The organism is Sphingobacterium sp. CZ-UAM (assembly GCF_002000245.1).
Lineage (GTDB): Bacteria > Bacteroidota > Bacteroidia > Sphingobacteriales > Sphingobacteriaceae > Sphingobacterium.
In genome coordinates, this window is the sequence record NZ_MTCM01000006.1 from 1 (window position 1) to 23,208 (window position 23,208).

23 protein-coding genes are annotated in these 23,208 nt (G+C 40.7%); 14 read left to right on the forward strand and 9 right to left on the reverse strand.

Annotated elements, in window-relative coordinates; all coding sequences use genetic code 11:
* Positions 1–76: 76 nt before the first annotated feature.
* Positions 77–382 (reverse strand): hypothetical protein, encoded by a 306-nt coding sequence (locus BWD42_RS19215; protein ID WP_139351156.1) that lies wholly within the window; start codon positions 380–382, stop codon positions 77–79.
* 59 nt (positions 383–441) lie between these two features.
* Here BWD42_RS19215 and BWD42_RS19220 point away from each other — a divergent pair, with 59 nt between their 5' ends.
* Positions 442–867, forward strand: coding sequence for a hypothetical protein (locus BWD42_RS19220; protein ID WP_139351216.1), 426 nt, complete (start codon positions 442–444; stop codon positions 865–867).
* A 515-nt stretch (positions 868–1,382) separates the two neighbouring features.
* Here the strand turns inward: BWD42_RS19220 and BWD42_RS19225 are convergent.
* Complete coding sequence (locus tag BWD42_RS19225) at positions 1,383–2,555, reverse strand: acyl-CoA dehydrogenase family protein (RefSeq protein WP_077438047.1); 1,173 nt, start codon at positions 2,553–2,555, stop codon at positions 1,383–1,385.
* 130 nt (positions 2,556–2,685) lie between these two features.
* Between BWD42_RS19225 and BWD42_RS19230 the strand changes: the two genes are divergently transcribed.
* Both BWD42_RS19230 and lat read left to right on the forward strand, forming a co-directional pair.
* On the forward strand, positions 2,686–4,215 hold the full coding sequence (locus BWD42_RS19230) for an aldehyde dehydrogenase family protein (RefSeq protein ID WP_077438048.1): 1,530 nt from the start codon (positions 2,686–2,688) through the stop codon (positions 4,213–4,215).
* Between the two features lie 19 nt (positions 4,216–4,234).
* Positions 4,235–5,521, forward strand: coding sequence for an L-lysine 6-transaminase (gene lat, locus BWD42_RS19235; RefSeq protein WP_077438049.1), 1,287 nt, complete (start codon positions 4,235–4,237; stop codon positions 5,519–5,521).
* A gap of 75 nt (positions 5,522–5,596) precedes the next feature.
* Here lat and BWD42_RS19240 read toward each other — a convergent pair whose 3' ends face one another.
* The 3 genes from BWD42_RS19240 to BWD42_RS19250 all read right to left on the reverse strand — a co-directional run bounded on the left by BWD42_RS19240 (position 5,597) and on the right by BWD42_RS19250 (position 7,944).
* Positions 5,597–6,361, reverse strand: coding sequence for a suppressor of fused domain protein (locus BWD42_RS19240; RefSeq protein WP_217700105.1), 765 nt, complete (start codon positions 6,359–6,361; stop codon positions 5,597–5,599).
* Between the two features lie 77 nt (positions 6,362–6,438).
* Positions 6,439–6,888 carry an energy transducer TonB gene (locus BWD42_RS19245; RefSeq protein WP_077438051.1) on the reverse strand — a complete coding sequence of 150 codons (450 nt, stop codon included), beginning with the start codon at positions 6,886–6,888 and terminating at the stop codon, positions 6,439–6,441.
* 72 nt (positions 6,889–6,960) lie between these two features.
* On the reverse strand, positions 6,961–7,944 hold the full coding sequence (locus tag BWD42_RS19250) for a hypothetical protein (RefSeq protein WP_077438052.1): 984 nt from the start codon (positions 7,942–7,944) through the stop codon (positions 6,961–6,963).
* A gap of 153 nt (positions 7,945–8,097) precedes the next feature.
* Here BWD42_RS19250 and BWD42_RS19255 point away from each other — a divergent pair, with 153 nt between their 5' ends.
* Genes BWD42_RS19255 through BWD42_RS19270 form a run of 4 tightly spaced genes read left to right on the forward strand, consistent with a single transcriptional unit; the run spans position 8,098 to position 10,273 of the window.
* Positions 8,098–8,604 (forward strand): GbsR/MarR family transcriptional regulator, encoded by a 507-nt coding sequence (locus tag BWD42_RS19255; protein ID WP_077438296.1) that lies wholly within the window; start codon positions 8,098–8,100, stop codon positions 8,602–8,604.
* Positions 8,605–8,608: 4 nt separating this feature from the next.
* Positions 8,609–8,971 carry a hypothetical protein gene (locus BWD42_RS19260; RefSeq protein ID WP_077438053.1) on the forward strand — a complete coding sequence of 121 codons (363 nt, stop codon included), beginning with the start codon at positions 8,609–8,611 and terminating at the stop codon, positions 8,969–8,971.
* Positions 8,972–8,975: 4 nt separating this feature from the next.
* Positions 8,976–9,356 (forward strand): hypothetical protein, encoded by a 381-nt coding sequence (locus tag BWD42_RS19265; protein WP_077438054.1) that lies wholly within the window; start codon positions 8,976–8,978, stop codon positions 9,354–9,356.
* A gap of 26 nt (positions 9,357–9,382) precedes the next feature.
* On the forward strand, positions 9,383–10,273 hold the full coding sequence (locus BWD42_RS19270; RefSeq protein WP_077438055.1) for a TIGR01777 family oxidoreductase: 891 nt from the start codon (positions 9,383–9,385) through the stop codon (positions 10,271–10,273).
* A gap of 38 nt (positions 10,274–10,311) precedes the next feature.
* Here the strand turns inward: BWD42_RS19270 and BWD42_RS19275 are convergent, their stop codons facing one another.
* Together BWD42_RS19275 and BWD42_RS19280 are read right to left on the reverse strand one after the other, a co-directional pair.
* Positions 10,312–12,423 (reverse strand): type IA DNA topoisomerase, encoded by a 2,112-nt coding sequence (locus BWD42_RS19275; RefSeq protein WP_077438056.1) that lies wholly within the window; start codon positions 12,421–12,423, stop codon positions 10,312–10,314.
* 149 nt (positions 12,424–12,572) lie between these two features.
* Complete coding sequence (locus BWD42_RS19280; protein ID WP_077438057.1) at positions 12,573–13,931, reverse strand: deoxyguanosinetriphosphate triphosphohydrolase; 1,359 nt, start codon at positions 13,929–13,931, stop codon at positions 12,573–12,575.
* Between the two features lie 139 nt (positions 13,932–14,070).
* Between BWD42_RS19280 and BWD42_RS19285 the strand changes: the two genes are divergently transcribed.
* Entirely contained in the window at positions 14,071–15,129 is a 1,059-nt protein-coding gene (locus tag BWD42_RS19285; protein ID WP_077438058.1) for an aldose epimerase family protein, read from the forward strand.
* Between the two features lie 100 nt (positions 15,130–15,229).
* On the opposite strand, the gene argH is transcribed toward BWD42_RS19285, so the two are convergent.
* The gene (gene argH / locus BWD42_RS19290) at positions 15,230–16,561 is read right to left on the reverse strand and encodes an argininosuccinate lyase (protein WP_077438059.1); all 1,332 of its coding nucleotides are present in this window, start codon (positions 16,559–16,561) and stop codon (positions 15,230–15,232) included.
* Positions 16,562–17,373: 812 nt separating this feature from the next.
* Between argH and rbfA the strand changes: the two genes are divergently transcribed.
* The 4 genes from rbfA to BWD42_RS19310 are packed head-to-tail and all read left to right on the forward strand — an operon-like array spanning position 17,374 to position 20,160.
* Positions 17,374–17,748: a 30S ribosome-binding factor RbfA gene (gene rbfA, locus BWD42_RS19295; RefSeq protein ID WP_077438297.1), complete on the forward strand. Its 375-nt coding sequence runs from the start codon at positions 17,374–17,376 to the stop codon at positions 17,746–17,748.
* Positions 17,749–17,778: 30 nt separating this feature from the next.
* Positions 17,779–18,435, forward strand: coding sequence for a leucyl/phenylalanyl-tRNA--protein transferase (gene aat / locus BWD42_RS19300; protein ID WP_077438060.1), 657 nt, complete (start codon positions 17,779–17,781; stop codon positions 18,433–18,435).
* Positions 18,419–19,507 carry an aminotransferase class V-fold PLP-dependent enzyme gene (locus BWD42_RS19305; RefSeq protein WP_077438061.1) on the forward strand — a complete coding sequence of 363 codons (1,089 nt, stop codon included), beginning with the start codon at positions 18,419–18,421 and terminating at the stop codon, positions 19,505–19,507. Before aat ends, BWD42_RS19305 begins: the two co-directional genes overlap by 17 nt.
* Before the next feature lie 2 nt (positions 19,508–19,509).
* On the forward strand, positions 19,510–20,160 hold the full coding sequence (locus BWD42_RS19310; RefSeq protein WP_077438062.1) for a hypothetical protein: 651 nt from the start codon (positions 19,510–19,512) through the stop codon (positions 20,158–20,160).
* Between the two features lie 34 nt (positions 20,161–20,194).
* Here the strand turns inward: BWD42_RS19310 and BWD42_RS19315 are convergent, their stop codons facing one another.
* Positions 20,195–20,593, reverse strand: coding sequence for a hypothetical protein (locus tag BWD42_RS19315; protein WP_077438063.1), 399 nt, complete (start codon positions 20,591–20,593; stop codon positions 20,195–20,197).
* 241 nt (positions 20,594–20,834) lie between these two features.
* Here BWD42_RS19315 and BWD42_RS19320 point away from each other — a divergent pair, with 241 nt between their 5' ends.
* Both BWD42_RS19320 and hemA read left to right on the forward strand, forming a co-directional pair.
* Positions 20,835–21,677, forward strand: a complete 843-nt coding sequence (locus tag BWD42_RS19320; protein WP_077438064.1) for a hypothetical protein — start codon at positions 20,835–20,837, stop codon at positions 21,675–21,677.
* A 219-nt stretch (positions 21,678–21,896) separates the two neighbouring features.
* Complete coding sequence (gene hemA, locus BWD42_RS19325; RefSeq protein ID WP_077438065.1) at positions 21,897–23,138, forward strand: glutamyl-tRNA reductase; 1,242 nt, start codon at positions 21,897–21,899, stop codon at positions 23,136–23,138.
* Positions 23,139–23,208 lie beyond the last annotated feature (70 nt).

A 23,208-nucleotide genomic window follows, 5' to 3' on the forward strand; every position in this document is an offset into this window, starting at 1 on the left:
AAATGAAGTTTTTGATTCTAACTATTTACATAATCAGAATTCTTTTTTTATATCTCTGATCTTGGATCGAATTGAACTAATTCTTGAATTTGTTCATGACTTTCGTTTGTCTACTCGTCACGCTACATGATTGTGTTTTCTTAAAGAACTTTTTGCGCTTCAACTTCCGTATCCGCTTTATTCCGATGGACATTGCATCCCTCTTTATCTTTTTCTGTTTCCCTCCGTTTCCGTTGGGACTGCAAAGGTAGAAATCTTTTTTGAACTTCCAAAAAACTTTTGAAGTTTTTTTTTCTTTTTCTCTTTTCTGATTTCCGCGTTTAAAATAAGCTGAACGGGATTTTAAATCCTGCCAGGCTCTCTTAAACCTTTCTTTTTTCATGGCTGCCTGCTCTCGCGGCAACCGTCCCTCCCTTGCGGAGTGGTGCAAAGATAGGGAGTTTGTTAACAAACTTCCAAGCTTTTTGTTCTTATTTCTTTTGTTTTTCTGCTAACTGGCTGGAACGGTGGGGGATTGTTTTTGTGAAACGGGATCCCAAAGGGGCCCGGGAGGCTTCGGTGGGGGCCGAAGCGGCCAAGGGAGTACCGGTAAAGACAGATGGTGGGTTAGTACCGGATCTGCGGCGGGATTGGGGGTGGCGCTCCGGAGGAAAGGCTCCGGAAGCGGAAGGATGGTGCCGGGAATACGGTACGGGCAGGGATACCACGGACCGCAAAGGGGCTTTCGCCGGGTCCCCTAGCGCAATGGCGAACCGAAGGGAGGCTGGTTCGGCCTTTCTCCGTCACCTGTCCGTACCTGCTTCGCCCTTCCTTCGGCTTCCACCTATCTTTTACCTATCGTTTCCCTATCCATTCCCTATCATTTAGATAGGTGGACGATAGGGAACGGATAGAGAATGGATAGAGAATTTCCGAACAGGGGGCGAAGCGGGGGCGAACGAGACGCGGGCACTTTCCCATCTGAGCTGCTTCATGCATCAGTCGGGGCTGCTTCACACCTCAGTTAGGACAGCTTCGGGATGAAGCCGTGGTGCGTCCATGCTGAGTCCGTGTTGAGTCCGTGTTTAGCATGCTAAAACAGCTGTAGCAGTACGGCTGCAGCATGCACACATCTGCACTCAGGCTGGTTTAAAGCCCGATTCTGTCCCGGACAGTACCCGAATTACAGCCGAAAAATAATCCAAAATAGGCCAAACACTCGGACTCATTGGCTGGAATCGCCGTTTTTGTAAAGTAAAAGCATTCAAAAATTGCGGATAACAAAATATAAATTCAGCAGATTACTTTCCATAAAAAGCAAAATGCGAACACCGACAAAAGTGCACAATCTCCACTAATAGCGTTGAAGAGTAGCTCAAATATAATTTAAGATAGAAACAGCATTAAGAAGAAAACGCATTGAGCCCTGTGATATCCTGGCCAGTAATCAATAAATGAATATCGTGAGTTCCTTCATATGTAATAACCGACTCGAGATTCATCATATGCCGCATAATTGGAAAATCTCCGACAATCCCCATTCCTCCCAAAATCTGGCGGGATTCACGCGCAATCTGTAAAGCCATATGCACATTATTCCTTTTGGCCATGGAAATTTGCTGTGGGGTTGCTTTCCCTTCATTCTTTAAAAGTCCCAAGCGCCAAGACAATAACTGAGCCTTCGTAATTTCAGTCAGAAATTCAGCCAATTTCTTCTGTTGCAACTGAAACCCGCCAATTGGTCGGTCAAATTGTTGGCGCTCCAGCGCATATTGAACAGCCGTTTCATAACAGTCGATCGCCGCTCCTATAACACCCCAAGATATTCCATACCGCGCAGAATTCAAACAAGACAGCGGCCCACGCATTGAGTTTACCTCAGGCAATACATTTTCAGCAGGGATAAAGACATCATGGAAAACCAGTTCGCCTGTTTTAGAAGCTCGTAAAGACCACTTATGTAATGTTTCCGGTGTTTCAAAACCATCCATTCCACGTTCAACAATTACCCCCCGCACCTTTCCAGCCTCATCGCGCGCCCAAACTACAGCAAGATCACATACTGGTGAGTTTGTAATCCACATCTTGGCACCGTTCAATAAAAAACCACCATTGCTCGCTGTCAATCGCGTTTCCATCCCCCCGGGATCAGAACCGTGGTTCGGTTCGGTTAAACCAAAAGAGCCTACAAGTTCCCCGGAAGCTAGTCCCGGCAAATATTTACGGCGTTGCTCCTCACTACCATAGGTATATATTGGATACATCACCAAAGAAGATTGCACGGAAGCAGCCGAACGAACGGCAGAATCACCGGCCTCCAGTTCCTGCATAATCAAACCATAAGAGATCTGATCTAACCCCGCACCACCATATTCTACTGGAATATAAGGGCCTAAAGCGCCTATTGCACCAAGTTTGGGCATCAAGCCTTCTATGGCCTGATGAGCCTGTGCTGCATCTTCTATAACTGGTTTTATCTCTGACCGAACAAAATCCCGAACAGCACGACGGACAAGTTTGTGCTCCTCCGATAAAAGGTCATCCACTTGAAAATAATCAACATTTATTTGTTTCATAATCGTATAGTCTACATTAGCTTCTCTAAGATAATAAAATATTTTCAAACTGAACAATATTCACACACATCTTGTTTAACAGAATTTTATTCCCTATATTTAACATATTCCACGAATAAAATAAACCATTATGATAAAAAAAGAACTTAAAATACTCGGCATAATATCCCAGAATTTAGGCTCGCCAACAGGCCAAAAGTGGTTTTCTGGTGGTGAGGTATTCGAATCCCTATCTCCTGTAGATGGAAAACTCATTGCAAAAGTGTCAGCTAGCAGCCAGAAGGATTATGAGACGGTCATCAGTAATGCCCAAAACGCGTTCAAAGCATGGCGACTTATCCCCGCTCCCAAGAGAGGAGACATTATCCGTCAACTAGGCGATAAATTACGAGAATTGAAAGCAACACTCGGAAAATTAGTCTCCTATGAGATGGGGAAATCCTATCAAGAAGGTATGGGTGAAGTACAAGAAATGATTGACATCTGTGACTTCGCGCTAGGACTATCCCGACAACTCTACGGCAACACCATTCATTCTGAACGTCCCGGCCATCGCATGTATGACCAATACCATCCTTTGGGTGTAGTTGGTATTATTACCGCCTTTAATTTCCCTGTAGCAGTGTGGGCATGGAATACAGCCATCGCTTTGATCTGTGGAAACACAGTCGTATGGAAACCCAGTGAGAAAACGCCACTATGTGCCATTGCCTGCCAAAAACTATTAGCAGAAATCCTCCATCACAATGGATTACCTGAAGGCATCTCCAACTTGGTCATGGGCGACAAAGAAGTCGGTGAATGGCTTGCTGCTGACAACCGCATCTCCTTGGTTTCGGCAACAGGATCAACACGGATGGGAAAAGAAGTTGCTGTTACCGTCGCACAACGGCTGGGCAAAACACTACTGGAACTTGGTGGAAACAATGCGATTATTGTTACCCCAGATGCAGATCTCAACATGACAATCATCGGTGCCGTATTTGGCGCTGTGGGCACAGCAGGACAACGCTGCACCAGCACAAGACGACTTATCATCCATGAGAGTATCTACGACAAAGTCAAAAAACAACTGACAAAAGCCTATGGGCAATTAAAAATTGGCGACCCTTTGGACACAAAAAATCATGTAGGCCCATTGATTGATAAAGCCGCCGTAAAGTCATACTTAAACGCACTGGACAAAATCAAAACACAAGGAGGAAAATTGCTTATTAAAGGCAAAGTACTGGAAGGTAAAGGTTATGAAAGTGGTTGCTATGTACAACCAGTTATTGCAGAGGTCGAAAATCATTATGAGATCGTGCAACATGAAACTTTTGCTCCCATTCTATATTTAATAAAGTATCAGGGTGACATCGGCAATGCTATCGCACTGCAAAATGGCGTCAGCCAGGGCCTATCCTCCGCTGTAATGACAAACAATCTGAGAGAAGCTGAACTATTTCTCAGCGCTGCCGGATCAGATTGTGGCATAGCAAACGTCAATATAGGCACCTCAGGTGCAGAAATCGGTGGGGCCTTTGGCGGAGAAAAAGATACCGGAGGTGGTAGAGAATCTGGTTCGGATGCATGGAAAGCGTATATGCGTCGCCAGACAAATACCATTAATTACACTACAGACTTACCTTTGGCACAGGGTATAAAATTTGATTTATAAACCATTCAGATTCGAAATTATGAGCAACGTACATGAAAGACTAAGTAAACATATATTGGCAGATGGGTTTCCATTGGTCATGGATATGGAAAAATCGCACGGATCTTATGTTGTCGACGAAAATGGAGATGAATATCTGGATATGTTTAGCATGTTTGCCTCCATGGCCGTTGGCTATAACCATCCCCATTTAGTTAAGCACCGTGAATTTCTAGGGAAGATGGCGGTCAACAAACCGGCGATATCGGATGTATATCCAAAGGAATTCGCAGATTTCGTGGACACCTTCGACCGTGTGGCTATACCAAAAGAACTCCCTTATGCCTTTTTTATTTCTGGCGGCACACTGGCGGTGGAAAACGCACTCAAAGCGGCTTTTGATTGGAAAACAAGACTTAATTTTGCCCAGGGTATACAAAAAGAAGCGAGCCAGGTCATCCATTTTAAACAGGCTTTTCATGGTAGATCAGGCTATACACTCTCTTTGACAAATACACAAGATCCCAGAAAATACATGTATTTTCCAAAGTTTAACTGGCCACGGATAACTAATCCTAAACTTTCATACCCTTTGACAGCAGAAAGTCTCGCCCGGACAGTAAGCCTGGAAGAAAAAGCAATCGCCGAAATCAATCAAGCTATCCACAACAATCCCAACGATATTGCCTGCATCATCATTGAACCAATACAGGGCGAAGGCGGGGACAATCACTTCCGTAAAGAATTCTTTCAGCAACTGCGTCAAATCTGTGACAAGAATGAAATTCTACTTATTTTCGATGAAGTACAGACAGGCATGGGAATTACCGGGAAAATGTGGGCTTATCAACATTATGACGTTATACCAGATGTTCTTGCATTTGGTAAAAAAGCGCAGGTTTGTGGTATATTAGCGAATAAGGAAAAATTTGATCAAGTTGAACATCATGTGTTCAAAGAATCCAGTCGTATAAACTCAACATTTGGCGGAGATTTTATGGACATGCTCCGCTTTAAACTCATCCTGGAAGTTATCGAACAAGAAAATCTTCTGGCCAATGCGACGGAAAAAGGAAACTATCTTAGAACTAGGCTACAGGAAGTTATAAAAAATAGACCGCAGCTCAGTAACTTAAGGGGAGAAGGGCTATTTATTGCCCTAGATTTTGAGTCGGCAGACTCCCGTAATGAATTTATCAAACGAGCTTATTCTAACAAATTGATTATGTTGGGCTGTGGCGAGAAAAGCATTCGCTTCAGGCCGCACCTGAATGTCAGTAAGGAGGATATCGACAAAACAATAACAATTATCAACAAGAGCTTATAATACATAAAATGCAGTATTGATTGGAGGATTAACCGCTAACAATACTGCATTTTTCAATTAGAATAACCGAGATTACTATTTTCGACAAACATTTGGACGGTCTATATCCACAAGTTCCGAGATCCCATATTCATCAAAAAGATCCAGTAGCGCATCCGTTCCTTCCTCTAGTTTGAAATCCATCTCTTCCTTATAAACCGGAATCATCGCATAGAAATTAATGATATTCCCATCTTTTGTTTGAAGCTCCAAAAATTCTTCATTAAAACTCAACATCGGCGGCAATAAGAGCATACAGCCGAAACCGGTATTTGCTATTTCTTCGGCCTCCATCCCATTGGGGATCGTATGGCCATAGCCTAGCCATGTTTTATACTCATGCGGAAAACGCGCCAACCTTTTCAAAAAATAGACTGGCCAGTAATTGTTATCATCCTGAAACTCCTCCTCTCCTATTTTCCAATCCGCGGGAAGTACAACCATTAATTCTGCACGCTCGTAAGCTTGCTTATCATCTATTTCCTCCGGAACGTTCATCGGCAGATCACTCATACCAGAAGTTACCAGGATATTGTACGGATAATTCGCCGTAGGCTTGATCCAATGTACATCGATATGTACAAGTTCAGATATAATTTCGTGAAAGACCAGATCGGGTTCAGCGATATACTTTGCCAAATGATCCTCGATCTCATCCAGATAAACACACTGCACCTCAGGGAATAAATCTTTTGGATCTTTTTCCTCCGGCTGATTTTCATAACGATACACAGTCGAACCTCCGGCAGTAATTTCAACATCTTTCTTTTCGGTAGAAGATTCGTCATCTTCTCCGCTCATGATTTTTTTGACTTTATCCCAAAATGACATATGAAGTGAATAAATGGTTAATTTCCTAAATTATATTTGCATTTCAATTATTCAATAACAGCGACTACTGGTTGCCTAAACCTTGTTTTGACAGGCTTTCCCTTAACTAATGCTGGCATCCACTGTGGTGATTTCCGCATTGCCGCCAATACGGCTTTCGCAAATTCGGGGCTTACCTTCTCCCGATTCTCAATTTCAATATTACAAATAGCCCCATCCTCACAAACGATAAAATTAAGAATCGCAGTCTGTTTGGAGCCATATTTTGCATACGCAACACTATCCATAGCTCCGACAGTTCGTGTCAAATCGAGATTATTCTGTAAAAATCTGGACCAGGCCACCACCCCGCCCTTAAAATAAGGAAAATCATCTACCTTTTGGGCTAGACTATCTGCAGGTATGTTACGAACAACTGCAGTCTGCGCCCGTGAAGTCAAACAAACGATAAAAAGCAGGGCTGTCGAAATAGTAATTTTAAATCTTGGTGAATACATACCTGATCCTATCCATAATCATACCATTTTAACGCGTATTTGGAGCAACTTATTACTTTATTTTCTTCAGATTCAATTTAGGGGCATATCAACATCCGTGATAAAAGCTCCTTGATCATCCAGTAAAAAGCTAATTGGTTGTTCTGGATTTTTAATAATTTCGAACAGGGTTAAACCCCAGGGTTTCCAGAAGTTTTCCAGCACTTGTCCATACGTTTTATTCTGCCAATGATCAAATATTGGCTTCATCGACATGTCCGCTAAAGGCATAGGTTCAACATAAACCTTCTGCGGTGTATTTAGATAAGTGTAATCTGGCAAACGATTAAAAAGGTAAGCAGAATAAAAATAGCGCGCACATAGCTCTTCAAACTGGATGGGATGCAACGTCTTCCCAGCAATTACTTTTAATATGTCCTCATGATAGATATTATTCGTCGCATTATCCTGGAGACAGGCAATGACTGCAAAATCCTTCATTCGAATAGAAAAAATCAAGGTATTGATTTCATCACGATACATAAAGGTATCAGAGGCATTATTAACGGGAACCACAACCAGCGAAAATGGAAATGTATTCTCAAATTCCATCGGAACGACCAACGATTGCAACATTGCATGTAAATTGGTAAAACGTTGAGCCAACGCCTGGGAAAAATTCATCTCCTCACCAGAGGCTTTCTGTTGCCGGATTCCAGCCAGGATCTCGTTGTAGACAACACCATAGATGATCTTTGACATCCATTGAAACAATAATAATGAATCCAACTGCTTCACTGCATCATAACCTTGTTCAAATGCTTGTTCCACGGCACGTTCCATCTGTTCTATTGCTTCAGCTGCATGGATCGAGCACGGCAGTTTTAGAGACTTGTAAGTCACCAGATTTTCGTCCAACATTTTGAAAGGTTTATCTTCCAATTGAAAAGATTTCATCATCCAGACAGGAAATACCTGAATACGCTCCTCTTCAGACTGAAGTTTATTGCCTGTTAAAAAACAAATAGCTGGATCAAACTGAAATTGTTTGAAGGGATTATACAAAGTTGTTGCCATAATGTCAGCAAAGTTAATACAAATCAAAAAGGACACAAGAAAAGCTAACTCTTATTACGCTAGGGTGACTTGCTTATTGAATTTATTTTATTTTCAGAAATTTTTGAAAACTAAAAAACTATATTTAAATTTGAGTAAGAAATAAAAATGAAGATGGAATTACAAGAAGCAAAACAGCAATTTATAGATACTTGGGGAGCGTTGGGTTCCGAATGGGGGATCAACAAATCCGTTGCTCAGGTACATGCATTACTCCTTTCTGCGAGCAACCCCATGTCTACAGACGAAATTATGGAGAAGCTGGTTATCTCTAGAGGTAATGCCAACATGAGTATCCGTCAATTGGTCGATTACGGTATTGTTTACAAAAAACATATTGCAGGAGACCGAAAGGAATATTTCGTTGCGGAGAAAGACGTATTAAAATGGGCCATGAAAATTGCTGTTATGCGCAAACAAAAAGAACTTGACCCGGTCATGGATATTCTCAAAGAAATCAGCAAAAATACCGAAAAAGATAAAACGCCAGAAGGCAAGGAGTTTCATAAGACTGTAAAAGATATCCAGGTATTAACGGATCAACTCGAAACCATCGCCAACAAACTATTCAATACCAGCGGCGGGGATCTGTTGCTAAAATTGATCAAACTAATGATGTGATCTTATGAACTTTAATATCCTTGCATACGCGATATATGGCTTGCTAACCTGCTACATTATCCTTTGGGTAGGTCGCTTGTTTCACAAAAATGGTCGTATTTTTATTCTTTCGTTGTTTAAGAACAACGTTGCACTAACAGACACGACAAACAACTTATTGCTTATAGGATATTATTTGCTCAATATTGGTTATGCCGTCATTCAATTCAGTTACTGGAAACAAATACAAACATTTGGGGATCTGATCAGCAGTATTGCATTAAAAACAGGAACATTACTATTTGTTCTTGTCTGCATGCACTACTTTAATATGCTTGGCATTTATTTTTTCGCTAAAAAGACAAATTCATTCACTATTAAATCATAATATCATGGGAAATTTAACAGTTATCGGGTATTTTATCTATCTGCCCATTGCAATTGCACTGACCTATTATGTTGCGTATGTGCTTTTCAAAAATAGCATCGTGTACATGAATGATATTTTTGCGGGACGACCGGAAGTTGCCAATGCGACAAACAATCTATTCCGTATTGGCTTTTACCTGATGAACCTGGGATTTGCCTTGTATATTCTAGAAATCAGTTTGTATAAGCCCAGTGTACAGGAGCTCATTGAGCGCCTCAGTTATAAAATCGGTGGATTCAGCATTTATTTGGGCGCTATGCTTTTTCTGAATATGTTCCTGTTCTTCCGGGGCAAAAGAATTGCAAAGCAGAGAAGAAATATGCCAGCAACAATTAACGAGTAAAACCAATTTCTAAAAATGGTACTATCATGCCTAAAATAGTTATTGCAGGTGGAACAGGTTTTGTCGGACAATATCTTTCCAAAAGATTCCAAAAAATGGGATATCAGGTCATCCTTATTGGTAGGCAGAAAGAAAATATATCTTGGACTGATACGGATGGTATTTTGGCCGCGCTTGAACATGCTGAAATGTTGATCAACCTCGCGGGCAAGTCAGTCAATTGTCGCTACAATGCCCGCAACAAAGCGCTGATATTTTCTTCAAGAACAGAGACCACAAGTATTTTAGGTAAGGCAATTGAAAACTGCAGCCAGCCCCCTGCCCTTTGGTTAAATGCAAGTACTGCCACAATCTACCGCCATGCCGAAGATCGACCAATGACAGAAAGCAATGGCGAGATCGGAAGGGGTTTTTCTGTCGAGGTCGCAAAAAAATGGGAGCAGACATTTTTCGATTTCCACTTACCCCATACCAGACAGGTTGCTCTCCGGATGGCAATTGTGCTAGGCGCAGATGGCGGTGTGATACAACCTTTTAAAAATCTTGTTCGCTTTGGTTTAGGCGGAATACAGGGGAATGGCAATCAATATTTTAGCTGGATACACATTGAGGATCTTTTCCAGATTATCTTATTTATCCAAAAAAATCGTAAAATAGAGGGGATCATCAATTGTGCGGCCCCCAATCCGATTAGGAATAAAACTTTTATGGAGACTTTTCGAAGCGTCATGCATCGAAAAATTGGTCTCCCGGCACCGAAATGGTTGTTGGAAATAGGTGCTTTATTGATCGGGACGGAAACTGAGCTCTTGTTAAAAAGTCGCTGGGTAATACCGGAAAGATTAACGGAACTTGGGTTTACATTTCAATTTCCAACGATTGGAAAGGCTTTAGACGATATTCTAATCCTGAAATAAACAGCTACGATGTTAGCAACAACGTGGGGTAGGCCGACCTATCCCACGTTAACTTTAAAGTTTTCGAATACCAGCGGAGCATTTACAATAGCGCCCTCACTGTTTTTAACTCCTTTAAACTCCGAGGTCTTCCCTTTTTCCAAAAGATTCTTCATCTCTTTTTCTTCCAGAAAAATGCCGTTCAATGTTCGCCAGATCTTAAAATCACAGCCCCGGGCATAATGATCACATTGTGCCACCCGATCATAGAGAAGGATTAAGCCTTTCTCACATTTAGGACATTTGATCTTCCCCTTTTGCTGTGGTTTAACTTCCTCTTGCGCCAATGATATTCGCAATGCCAATAATTCTTTGGTAATTTTCGCCGTGTAGTCCTTAATATGTTTCATAAAAACATCATAAGAAACTTTATTGGCCCGCATTTCCTCTAACTTCTGTTCCCATTTTCCTGTCAGTGTCACCTTTGCTATCGAACGATCTTTGACGAGGTTATATACGGCTAGTCCTTTTTCCGTTGGAATTAGTTTTTTCTTATCGCGCTTGATATAATCGCGCTGAAAAAGTGTCTCTATCGTGGCCGCACGGGTAGCTGGTGTTCCCAAACCGCAGTCTTTCATCGCTTGACGCATTTCATCGTCTTCAATTTCTTTACCGGATGTTTCCATTGCTTTTAGGAGGGAAGCTTCGGTATGAATCGGACGTGCCTTGGTAAAACGCTCAGCAAGTTCCAACGTCAATATTTGCAGTAATTCCTCTGCCAGTAATTTAGGTAACTGCGCATTCTCATTGTCTTGGTCATCGTTGTTCTTATCTTCATCTGGTGCTTCGATCTGCTCGGCAGAAAGACGCCAGCCGTACTGTTTGATGACCGTCCCCTTCGCAATAAGTTCGACTCCCTCTGCATCTATTGAGACCGTAGTGATATCTTTGATACAGACTTCCGAGAAACTCTCGATCATACGCTTAGCAATCATGTTGTAAATATTCTGCTGTTCTTTCAACATGTGCCCCGGTTTCTCATCAGTCACCAATAATGCATGGTGATCTGTTACCTTTTTATCATCAACGGAACGCTTATTTAACTTTGCTCCAATTAAATTCTTCGCAATGGAAGCAATAGATTCCTCCGCATGATCCGAGAGGTGCTGAAAAAGCTCCTCAATATGTTCAAAAACATCCTCACCGATATAACGGGATCCAGTACGGGGATAGGTAATGACCTTTTTCTCGTAAAGTGTCTGCGCAATACTCAGCGTCTGGTCGGCTGAGTAACCATATTTTTTGTTGGCATCCTGCTGCAGGGAAGTTAAGTCAAACAATAAAGGGGGTTGCTCCTTTGTCTCTTTCGCCTCAACCTTTGCAACGCGTGCATTTGTCCCAACTGTCAACCGGGCGATTGTCTGTTCAGCAACATCTTTTTTATCTATTTTGTTTGAAGTGGCTTTAAAGCTGATATTATCTTTTTCAAAGCCTGCCTGGATTTTATAAAATGCCTGAGGTTTAAAATCTTTATTTTCGAGATATCGAGAACAGATCATTGCCAGGGTCGGTGTCTGAACTCGGCCCAAAGAAAGAAGTCCTTTGTTACCAGCTGCCAGGGTGATTGCCTGTGTAGCATTGATCCCGATCAACCAATCCGATTCTGACCTTGAACGGGCAGACATATATAAACTATCGTATTCCGTTCCCTCTTTCAGATTCGCGAAACCTTCTTTGATGGCCTTATCCGTCTGACTTGAAATCCAAAGCCGTTTAAACGGCACCTTTGAACCCAAGAAATAATAGATATTACGAAAGATTAATTCCCCCTCACGTCCCGCATCCGTTGCTACAATGATTTCTTCAGCCTGCTCTAACAGTGATTTTATTGTATTGAGCTGTTTGACGGCACCAGCGTCATCCATCTGCTTTCCATCCCGCTTTACTTTCTTCGATTCCAGTTTAAAATTTGCAGGTATGATAGGAAGATTGGAAATGGTCCAACTATTATAACCGTAAGCCTGAGGTGTGCACAATTGAACCAAATGACCAAAAGCATAGGTAAAGGCGTAGCCGTTTCCGGCGATATAGCCGTCTTTGACTTCCTTCGCTCCCATCACACGGGCCAGATCACGAGCCACAGAGGGCTTTTCAGCGATTACAACTTTCATTTTAACGTATTGCAATTTGTGTATTGAAATTTGAGACGGTACTTATTAAAGATCTCTTGACCTACTTGCATTTTTACTTTGACCAGATAATTTAGAAATTAACCTAACTAGGCAAGGTCGCTAGCGAATAAAGTACATGGTTCAGCAACTTATTCAATACTAGGAATTGTTATTCCCTTAATTTTACGATAAAGTTCGATGGCATATACATCGGTCATACCAGAAACAAAATCCAGCACACAGCGAATTTTGGAATAGGAATCCTGTTTATCGGTATAAAACTGTTCCGGAATCAGCGCAACTAATTTTTTATCGTAATTATTTTTATTCTTTTTGAGGTATGCAGGCACAAATTCTTTTAAGAGCGCATCCATGACACGATAACCAGCGATCTCGATCTGTACCACTGTGGGGGCATTATAGATCTTCGCTATGGAAATTTTCGAAATCTTGTTCATTTGTTTTACGATATTCTCATCCAAGGCATCCATCAATGCGGACGAAAAAGTTCCCGATAAAAACTGTTCTTGCTCACGAACAAATACATCGACGCAACCTTTGATCAGTGTATTAATTGCCTTGGCGCGTAAAAGCGCTACACGGCTCGGGGTATCAAGCAAGCCATCCAATCGTTCACGAAGATCCTCCGAACCGCATAACGGTAACAAAAGTTCCTCTACCTCCTGGTAGGATAATATTTTTAAATGATGGGCATCCTCCAAATCAATAATATTATAACAGATATCGTCGGCAGCTTCGACGAGGTACACCAAGGGGTGCCTCAGATAGCCCTTGGGATTGGAAGGATCTCGTAATAGGCCTAACTCGTTCGCAATTTTCTCAAACGCCTTTTGCTCTTCAGTAAAAAAACCATATTTTTTGCGATGATGGCTTTTTTTGACATGCCCATCAATCGCTAAACAGGGGTATTTCACGATAGATGCCAATGAGGTATACGTCAATGCAAATCCTTTTGGATCCTTTCCCTGAAAAGCGTGGGTTAAAATCCGTAAAGCATTGGCATTACCTTCAAAATGGGTCAGATCTGCCCATTCTTCGGCTGTTACCTGTTCCTGATATTTCCGCCCATCTCCGTCTGTGAAGTAAGTAGATATTGCCGACTCACCGGAATGTCCAAATGCGGGATTACCCAGATCATGGGACAGACAGGCTGCTGAAATAATATTTCCGACCTCCTGTAGGAATGGGTATTCAGCATCTATATTCGGGTTTTCCTCCTTTAACTGGGCGTAAAACATGCGCCCAAGTGAACGACCTACACTGGCGACCTCTAAGCTATGTGTCAGTCTATTGTGGACAAACACAGCTCCCGGAAGCGGAAAAACCTGGGTTTTATTCTGTAATCTTCGAAATGGGGAAGAAAAGATCAACCGATCATAATCCCGTTGAAATTCCGACCGGGCCACAAGATAGCTGTCAGCTGTTCTATCTTCATAACCCCAACGTTTTGCAGAAAGCAAATCTTTCCAGTTCATTTTTTCAGACATAGCGCAAATATACCATTTCTCCAATAATTGGTTTGAACCAAATCTCAAAATGACAAATTTTACAGGGAGGTGTTACCAGGGGCATTTATATACAGGTTATATTCTGTATCTTTAACTTTCAATACCAATAGGAACAATCATGACTAAATATCAATCACTTATTCCAAAGTATTTTGACAGCGTAATAGAAGGAAAAAACACCCATTTACTTTTATTAAAAAATGAGGGTGGTATGCAGGTGCTCTTAACGGATTATGGTGCTCGTATAGTCAGTATCTTAGTCCCGGATAACAAAGGCAATTTGGTGGACGTTGCACTCGGGTTTGATTCAATTCAGGGCTATCTGGAAGCGGACGAAAAATACCATGGCTGTACTGCCGGCCGCTTTGCAAACCGTATTGCAAATGGCAAATTTGAGCTTAATGGAAAACAGTATACACTTCCTCAAAATAATGGGATCAATTGTTTGCACGGAGGTATCTCTGGCTTTCACGATAAAGTTTGGGACCGCAGAGTAACCTATCAATCTCATGTAGAATTTTATTATGTTTCAAAAGATGGTGAAGAAGGCTTTCCTGGAAACCTAAAAACAATGGTCTCTTATACCCTGACCAGAAACAACGAGATCATCATCAAATATCATGCGCAGTCCGATGCGGACACCCCTATAAATTTAACAAACCACACCTATTTCAATCTTGATGGAGAAGGAAGTGGGGATATATTACAGCAGGTGCTTCAGATAAATTCAGACGAGGTGCTATTTGTAGATGAACATCAAATACCCACTGCCATCGTACCCGTAGAAGGCACTCCCTTTGACTTTAGATTACCCAAAAAGATTGTGCAGGATATTACAGAAAATGATGAGCAGCTCATCTTGGCTAAAGGGTATGATCATTGTTATGTCAACAATAAACCGATTTCCCAACCCTGTGCAACAGCCTATTCCAAAAACACGGGGATTCAGTTAGATGTATACACTACCGAGCCTGGTGTTCAACTTTACACGGGGAATTGGATGACAGGAAATGACATCGGTAAAAGAGGCAATAAATATTTACCTTATGCCGGATTTTGTCTGGAAACACAGCATTTCCCAGATAGCCCCAATCAAGCTGACTTTCCTTCAACATTGCTAAAAGCCGGAGCGCAATTTGATTCGGAGACGCACTTTAAGTTTTCAATAAAAAAATAACAAAAAAGAGCTGTGGTTACTTTCCCACAGCTCTTTTTTGTTATTCCATTCGACACCCAACTCTCAGTTTCATCCGCGGCATCAACGTCACATTCCAATCTTATTTTAACAGTTCTTCCAGCGCTTTTTCTACTTTCTCGAACCCGAAAGTCGCCATTACTTGCTGAAACATCCGTTGAATCTGATCATTACAGAGGTTTCCGATGCTACCTTCATGCATGTGATTTACCTCTTTCGAAGGTTTGAAACGTCCTTCATCAATATCGATACCGATCTTCCGATAGGCTTCACGGAAAGGCACGCCTTTGAGTACCTCATTGTTTACGACTTCTACCGAGAATAGATAATCGTATTTAGGGTCATCAAGAATATTGTCCTTTACGGAAATATTTTCCAACATAAAGGTGGCGATTTCAAGACATTCATTAAGCGATTTAAAAGCTGGGAATAAATTTTCCTTTAATAATTGGAGATCTCTATGGTAACCTGAAGGAAGATTTGTTGTCATCAGGGCAATCTCATTTGGCAAAGCCTGAATCTTATTGCAACGGGAACGAATCAATTCAAAAACATCCGGGTTTTTCTTATGCGGCATAATGCTCGATCCGGTTGTCAGATGTGCCGGAAATGAAATAAAACCAAAATTTTGATTGATATATAGACAGACATCCATCGCGAATTTAGCCAGGGTTGCCGCAATAGCACTCATCCCCTGCGCCAGAATACGCTCGGTCTTTCCTCTTCCCATCTGGGCATAAACCACATTATAATTCAAATCTTCAAAACCCAATAATTGCGTTGTCATCGTTCGGTTTAATGGAAAAGATGAACCATAGCCCGCAGCAGATCCCAATGGATTTTTATTGCAGACTTTCCACGCAGCTTTCATCATTTCAAGGTCATCTACCAAGCTTTCTGCGTAGGCGCCAAACCACAAACCAAAAGAGGAAGGCATAGCAATCTGAAGGTGTGTATATCCCGGAATTAAAATATGCTTATAACGTTCACTAAGTTGAATCAACTCATTGAAAAAAGCTTCCGTATTATGAATAATATTTTGGATTTCGGAACGGAAATATAATTTCAGATCTACGAGTACCTGATCGTTGCGGGATCGTCCCGAATGAATTTTTTTCCCAGCTTCGCCAATACGTTGTGTCAATAACATCTCAACCTGAGAATGCACATCTTCTACCGAATCTTCAATCTGAAAATCTCCTGCTAAAATTTCCTTATAGATATTTTTCAATTCCTTTTGTACCACAACAAGATCTTCATCAGTCATGAGATTGATACTATTCAACATTCGTGTATGCGCCAAAGAGCCCAATACATCCGCTGCTGCTAGTTGCAGGTCCATTACACGGTCATTACCTACAGTAAATGATTCCACAAATGAATCAACATCTATATTTTTTTGCCAGATTTTCATTAATATATTTTTTGTTTTTTGATAACGAAATTAAAATGAGCCGATTCTGCATTTCGGTTTAGTGGCTGATCATGGCCCAGAATAATTTCATCAGAATATTTATTAGTACATCTATTATGTCTTTCCATTGAACACTTCGCTATATGCCCCAAGCGAAAAAGCTTCTTATCCTTTACTCTGCCCTACGCGATACCGGATTTGCTGTTTAGCGCGTCAAATAATCCTAAGCCATATCTATCTTCCGTTCTAAAACGACCGATTTGATTACGGATATATACTTACAATATTAACAGGACAAAAATACCAATTGCAAATGGTTATATCAATGCCAAGCTGTTTTAGGTGCAACATTATTCATGGGAGGGCTAAAAGCAGAATTTTTAAGGCCCGAAAAACAGTGTTACAAAAAAAATCAAATGTTAAAAGTTTGTTAAATCGCAATAAACACATTTTATAAGTAACCACTCACTTTATTTTTAAAACTTATTTTGTCAGTTTTTTAAGTATTCCTATGTTTGTAGTGTAAGGGAGATGAAAAATTAGAAGTTGGTAAGGTTAGTAAATACTTACCACTTTAAATACACCGAATTTTAGAACCAAATATGATAGACCCCAACGTCTTAAAACTTGCAAGAAATTACCTAACCAATTGTGAATCGAAATTTAAAGGCACGTCAAACCAAGATGTGCCTTTTTTCATGCCTTTTCCTCCGCTACAGTTCGGCCTTAGTCAATCTGCGAGCATAATATTCTTGCCTAAAATACTTATCTTTGTTTATCATATTGAGAATATTCAACATAAAACGTATACGATGGGAACAGAAAGCAAGAGACAGCAACGTTTTGCTGGAGTCATTCAACAGGATTTAGCAGCATTATTTCAACGGGAAGGTAACGCATGGGCTCCAGGGGCATTCATTACAGTTACACGTGTTCGAGTTACTCCGGACTTGGCGATTGCACGGGTTTATTTGAGTTTTTTAAACACAAAGACCGCACAGGATGATATCAAATCTATCCGTACCAAAACATCCGAGATACGATATAAGTTGGGCTCAAAAATTAAAAACCAGGTAAAAATTGTCCCACAGCTGGAATTTTTCTTAGACGATACCAACGAGTACGTGGAGCACATGGACAAATTGTTTGAAGAAATCAGTAAAGAGCCCCGTCAACCAGAAGAATAATGTACTTTAAATTGGCTTATCTAAGAATCAATGGTATTTGAACTGGATAGCAAAAAACTGGAATTTCCACATCCTAGCTACGCCGAAAAAGATGGCTTATTGGCCATCGGCGGAGATCTTTCGGCTGATCGCCTGCTATTGGCTTATAGCAATGGTATTTTTCCCTGGTTTAGTGACGATACCCCAATATTATGGTACGCACCCGATCCCCGGTTTGTCATTTATCCATCCAAGATAAAGATCAGCAAAAGTATGGCTTCCTTTATGCGGAAAAATACGTTTTCTATCTCTATAGACCAAAACTTCAATGATGTTATCAGCTCTTGTTCTTCGATCCATAGAAAGGACCAAGAGGGAACATGGATTACAACCGACATGATCAAGGCTTATACGAAGCTGTATGAAATGGGCTACGCACATTCTGTGGAGGTATGGCAAGAAGGATCACTTGTTGGTGGACTCTATGGTGTACTGATCAATGGTGTATTTTGTGGTGAAAGCATGTTTTCCAAAGTACCCAATGCGTCCAAAGCTGCACTCATCTTTCTCGCACAGGAAATAGACCTCCGACTGATAGACTGTCAATTTCATACGTCTCATTTGGAAAGTATGGGCGGCGAATACATTTCCTTGCCTGATTATTTAGCAATATTAACAAAAGACCCAAGATATGAACAGTCCCTATAGCAAATATTTTGATATTGATGGAGCAGTAACCTACTTAACCACACCTGGCTCAGGTCTACTTTCACGTGAAACAAAGCAATGGCGGGCACAGCGCGATCAAGAATTCCATACTACCGATACGATACTCCGTGAACAACAGGGTGCTGCTTTGGATTCCTGCAGAAATACACTTGAACGATTCTTCCATTGCCCAAAGGGCAATGTGTTTCTATCAAGCTGCTTTTCTTTTGCCTTCAACGCGCTGTTAGCAGGCTTACCTAAGCATTATAAGGTTCTACTTCTGGACAATGATTACCCGTCTGTAAATTTCCCGACGATAATAACTGGCTTTGAGCATAGATTCGTCAATATGGATGAACAGCTTGAAGCAAATATATTGGATGCCATAGCGACCTTTAAACCCAACGTACTGATTCTTTCCATTGTTCAATATATCTCTGGTTTAAAAATTGACCTATCCTTTATACAGGAATTAAAACACCAGCATCCAGATTTGTTAATCATTGGCGATGGAACACAATTTTTAGGAACCGATTTATTTGATTTTAATGCTTCAGGATTTGATGCTGTTATTAGTAGTGGATATAAATGGTTAATGGCCGGATTTGGAAATGGCTTTATCCTGCTTAATGATCGACTGAAAGAACTCCTCTATGCTGATATTCAGAAAAACTACAGTTACCTCAACAATCAATGGATGAATAAGTCTGTGGTACAGTTATGTTTTGAACCAGGACATTTGGACACTTTGGCCCAGGGGACCTTACAACAGTCTTTAATACAACTTGAGCAATGGGGCTATGCCGCTACTGTCTCGTATACACAGGATCTGGTGGCGCAGGCCCGGGCTGAACTGGCCAACAGAGGATTGCTCCTGGATCGCATTACCAATAGACGTCCGCAGAGTAACATCTTCAATATACAGATCGACCCCAAAAATTTTCAGCTTCTGATGGACGAGGGTATAAAATGTTTCCCTCGCGGATCCGGTATCCGAGTAGGATTCCACCTATACAATGATCATACAGATCTTGAAAAACTATTACATATTATAGATACAAAAGTAAATTAATCATGAAATTTAGAATAGGCGACCTAGTCAGGTTTGTAGATGAACCCATAGAAGGGCACATCACTTCCATGCAAGCCAACGATATTGTCGGAGTAACCGATGAGACAGGATTTGAAATACCTGTTCCAATGGACAAGATCACACTCGTTTTTGGAAATATGAGACGGGCGGACGACGAGCTTGACCAGCATGCAGCTCCATTGACTCCCCATCGTTTTATAGAAAAAGGGATTTTATTGGCCATTTCCGGAGATCACAAAGATGGATTGGCCAAGTTACATATCATCAATGAAACAAGTTACGAACTCCTGGTATCAGTTTCCGAAGCGACTGCAAATAAAGTGAAAGGTCTTTTTAGCAATAAAATACCGCCACATGATTCGATTCAATTTTATACAGGAAACTTCGCAAATGTAGGCAAATGGCCGACTTTCCGTTTTCAGATCATCAGACACAGCAGCAGTTTACAGGAACTGACAAATCCGATCAATAAAGAACAGCGCGTACGTCCAGTGGACCTGACCAATCCAAAAGTGCTGCATGAAATTTTAGATGAGAAAATCTGGTCCTATGAGTTAGACAAAATTGAGGAAGATCTGGGCTTAGATAAATTAAAAGCTCATTTTATACCACATCGTCCCAATAAAAAATAAGCTAGATATTTAATCTAGCTTATTTTTTAAATGCTTACTCCTCTGTTGAAACAATCTTCTTTGTGCTCAAAAGTAATAGTAGGATCCCTACAAAGTAAACTATCCATCCCCAGCGCATGTGCAGCGATTTTGAAAGCAGCTTGTCGGCAAAGCCCCAGCCAAAATAGTTGTTGATTTTAAACCATACAGCGACAATACTGATAAGATACCAACTTGCTGCCAATCGGCTCATCCACTGATAGGCACGCACTGCACGAACAAAAAATAGCAATGCTGTTACCCCCAAAATCAACATGGTAATAAAAAATAGATAGGCATCCACCTGATAAAGGTTCCAATTACCTTTGATAGGAACTTTTAAGAATGGAGTCATACTGGACAGAAAACAAATGACAAGTCCAACAATGGCAAAATACTTCCTTATGATAAGCATGGTTCAAATAACTTTAAAACTGACACGAATATAAGTTGAATATTGCCACTTATATAACTTGTCTTCTATTTTTTGAAAAATTAATCTATTTTTAAAACGAAATTCTCGTACAGAATTCCGGTCAAAAGACGATACCTCAGAAGCTCACAGTAGCCTGTGAAAAAATTAAGTGCATAATAGCACCTCTCTGAAAGGAATTCTTACTTGAAAGTTTATTTTAAATTTAAGCCAGATATTGGACATGAAAAGAGTATTTGAAGAAACTGCATCGGAGCAGGTACCTCAGCCGAAATCAAAGAAAAAAACATACATCATTATTGGGATTGTCTTGTTATTGGTTATGCTTTCAGGTGGTGGATATTATAATTATGTACAGCGACAAGATCTTGATACTATTCCTTTAGACAGCAGCGCAACAGCTGTAGACGGATTTGAGAATGCGGATCCTAAAGATCTCGAAGAGGCTGATGGCTGGAGTAGCATTGGAGACTACGCCCATTGGAACAATGCCATCTTTACAATTCCTGAATATGACAACATTCCATTGCGTTATCGCAGAGGCATTACAAAAATTTTTATGGAAAATAGCTACCTGGAGCCGTCCGGTGATAAACCGATCTATAAATTTACCCGCATAAAGGATCGTGCAAAGTCGGTTTTCTGCTATGGTAATTTCACAGATCGCCCTGACGCGGACAATTGGAACAAAGAAATGGCTTTTCTTGTGGAAAAGAACGACTACCAAAGCAGTGCAATCTGGATTATATCAGCAAAAGGGGATATCTTATTCTGGAAAGAATATTCCAGTGAGCTTCCTCTGATCAATAGCTTTAAAAAAGGGCAGAAGATTTTTATGGATGAGATGAAATTAGTACCAGCTCCAGCTGATGGCATTATTGTCAAAAACAAAAGTTCCAAATACGCTTTGATTTATAATAAGGGAACAAAAACTTTTGATACTTATTACCAGTATAGTGATGATGAAATCCAGGAGGCAACCACTTCCGAAGAAGGCCCTTATGTAGAGGAACTGGAAGATATAACGGTTGACTCAGCGCAAACAAATACAGGCAATAATGAATAGTTTAATACCTTGGAGAAACTGAAATTCTCATCACGCATCAGCGTGATGAAAATCACTCGGTCAAAAAACAAAGGTTAAAACATTAAAAAACAACACCTTACATATAAAAACCAATTATTTAAAATCTTTCTAAATTAATCCGTTTGACAGATTTTTGACACAAGCACAAAGCATTTAAGCTACATTTGTACCGTTAAATATAAGCGAGGGATTAGAGCTTTGAAAAATCTTAAAGTATTAGCGTTTACTCATAAACATGTCGAACTAAAAGATCTAGGTAATCTAGTGATCTGCAATGAGGATTTAGAAAGTCGCCTCATTAACTTGAAACACAGCCTGGATATTCCGGAGATCTTTTACATTGGTACTTGTAACCGAGTAGAGTTTGTATTTTACGGAGCTCACGAATTGACCAACGAATTTATTGCGGAGTTTATGGGAAAATTGAATTTCTGTGTTCCGCAAGAGCGCCTTCAATGTTATTTGGGTCAGGTCAACAAATATGAAGGAATGGATGCTTTGCATCATTTACTTCGTATGTCCTGTTCACTCGAAAGCCTTGTTGTCGGTGAAAAAGAAATCCTGGCTCAGGTGCGTAGAGCTTATGACCGCTGTAGAGAAGCGGGATTTACCGGTGATTTCCTTCGTTTAATGATGGATCGTCTTGTAAAGACAGCAAAAGAAGTCTATACCTACACTAAAATTTCCAGAAATCCGATTTCTGTTGTCTCCCTTGCTTACCGCAAACTACGTGAATTAAAGTTGGTTGAAAACCCTAGAATACTTATTATCGGATCAGGGGAAACGAATCAAAACCTAGCAAAATATTTCCAGAAAAATCAAAAAGCGAAGTTTGTTGTTTTTAACCGTACTCTTGAAAACGCAAAAGTTTTAGCAGAGGAACTCCATGCAGAGGCTTATCCTCTTGCTGAAATCGGCGCATACAAAGGCGGATTCGATATTCTAATTACCTGTACTGGTGCACCTACGTCGATCATTAACAATTCCCTGTACCAATCGCTATTAAACGGCGAAACAGATAAGAAAATTATCATTGATTTGGCTGTTCCAAATGATATTGATGCCGAGGTAATTAAAAATAACCCCATCCATTACATCGAAGTCAGTAGCTTGCAGGCTATCGCGGAAAAAAATATCCAGGAACGCTATAATGAACTGGACAGTGCTGAAAAAATCATCCAAGACAATATCCAGGAGTTTTTACCACTGATCAAGCAAAGACGTGTGGAAGTTGCCATGCGTGAAGTTCCTGAAAAGATCAAAGAAATCAAATCATTTGCTTTAAACGAGGTCTTTGCTCAGGAAGTACAGGCATTAACACCCGAAGCAAGAGAAGTATTGGAAAAAGTCATCAACTATATGGAAAAGAAATACATCAAAGTTCCCATGGTTATGGCAAAAGAGATCCTGGTTAAAACACCGGAGACCGAGAAAAACTAGTTGCAATCGTATCGCAGCAATAGTTTCCTAACAAAATATATTTCCCACTTTTTGACGTGCAGGCCGTAAT

Excerpts from the sequence above, each read along its gene's own strand:
- BWD42_RS19320 (WP_077438064.1), top strand. The coding sequence starts at position 20,835 with ATGAAAAGAGTATTTGAAGAAACTGCATCGGAGCAGGTACCTCAGCCG.
- BWD42_RS19250 (WP_077438052.1), bottom strand. The coding sequence starts at position 7,944 with ATGGCAACAACTTTGTATAATCCCTTCAAACAATTTCAGTTTGATCCA.
- argH (WP_077438059.1), bottom strand. The coding sequence starts at position 16,561 with ATGAAAATCTGGCAAAAAAATATAGATGTTGATTCATTTGTGGAATCA.
- BWD42_RS19275 (WP_077438056.1), bottom strand. The coding sequence starts at position 12,423 with ATGAAAGTTGTAATCGCTGAAAAGCCCTCTGTGGCTCGTGATCTGGCC.
- BWD42_RS19265 (WP_077438054.1), top strand. The coding sequence starts at position 8,976 with ATGGGAAATTTAACAGTTATCGGGTATTTTATCTATCTGCCCATTGCA.
- BWD42_RS19280 (WP_077438057.1), bottom strand. The coding sequence starts at position 13,931 with ATGTCTGAAAAAATGAACTGGAAAGATTTGCTTTCTGCAAAACGTTGG.
- BWD42_RS19240 (WP_217700105.1), bottom strand. The coding sequence starts at position 6,361 with ATGAGCGGAGAAGATGACGAATCTTCTACCGAAAAGAAAGATGTTGAA.
- BWD42_RS19315 (WP_077438063.1), bottom strand. The coding sequence starts at position 20,593 with ATGCTTATCATAAGGAAGTATTTTGCCATTGTTGGACTTGTCATTTGT.
- BWD42_RS19260 (WP_077438053.1), top strand. The coding sequence starts at position 8,609 with ATGAACTTTAATATCCTTGCATACGCGATATATGGCTTGCTAACCTGC.
- BWD42_RS19245 (WP_077438051.1), bottom strand. The coding sequence starts at position 6,888 with ATGTATTCACCAAGATTTAAAATTACTATTTCGACAGCCCTGCTTTTT.
- BWD42_RS19225 (WP_077438047.1), bottom strand. The coding sequence starts at position 2,555 with ATGAAACAAATAAATGTTGATTATTTTCAAGTGGATGACCTTTTATCG.
- BWD42_RS19310 (WP_077438062.1), top strand. The coding sequence starts at position 19,510 with ATGAAATTTAGAATAGGCGACCTAGTCAGGTTTGTAGATGAACCCATA.
- rbfA (WP_077438297.1), top strand. The coding sequence starts at position 17,374 with ATGGGAACAGAAAGCAAGAGACAGCAACGTTTTGCTGGAGTCATTCAA.
- BWD42_RS19255 (WP_077438296.1), top strand. The coding sequence starts at position 8,098 with ATGGAATTACAAGAAGCAAAACAGCAATTTATAGATACTTGGGGAGCG.
- BWD42_RS19285 (WP_077438058.1), top strand. The coding sequence starts at position 14,071 with ATGACTAAATATCAATCACTTATTCCAAAGTATTTTGACAGCGTAATA.
- BWD42_RS19270 (WP_077438055.1), top strand. The coding sequence starts at position 9,383 with ATGCCTAAAATAGTTATTGCAGGTGGAACAGGTTTTGTCGGACAATAT.
- aat (WP_077438060.1), top strand. The coding sequence starts at position 17,779 with ATGGTATTTGAACTGGATAGCAAAAAACTGGAATTTCCACATCCTAGC.
- lat (WP_077438049.1), top strand. The coding sequence starts at position 4,235 with ATGAGCAACGTACATGAAAGACTAAGTAAACATATATTGGCAGATGGG.
- BWD42_RS19215 (WP_139351156.1), bottom strand. The coding sequence starts at position 382 with ATGAAAAAAGAAAGGTTTAAGAGAGCCTGGCAGGATTTAAAATCCCGT.
- BWD42_RS19305 (WP_077438061.1), top strand. The coding sequence starts at position 18,419 with ATGAACAGTCCCTATAGCAAATATTTTGATATTGATGGAGCAGTAACC.
- BWD42_RS19230 (WP_077438048.1), top strand. The coding sequence starts at position 2,686 with ATGATAAAAAAAGAACTTAAAATACTCGGCATAATATCCCAGAATTTA.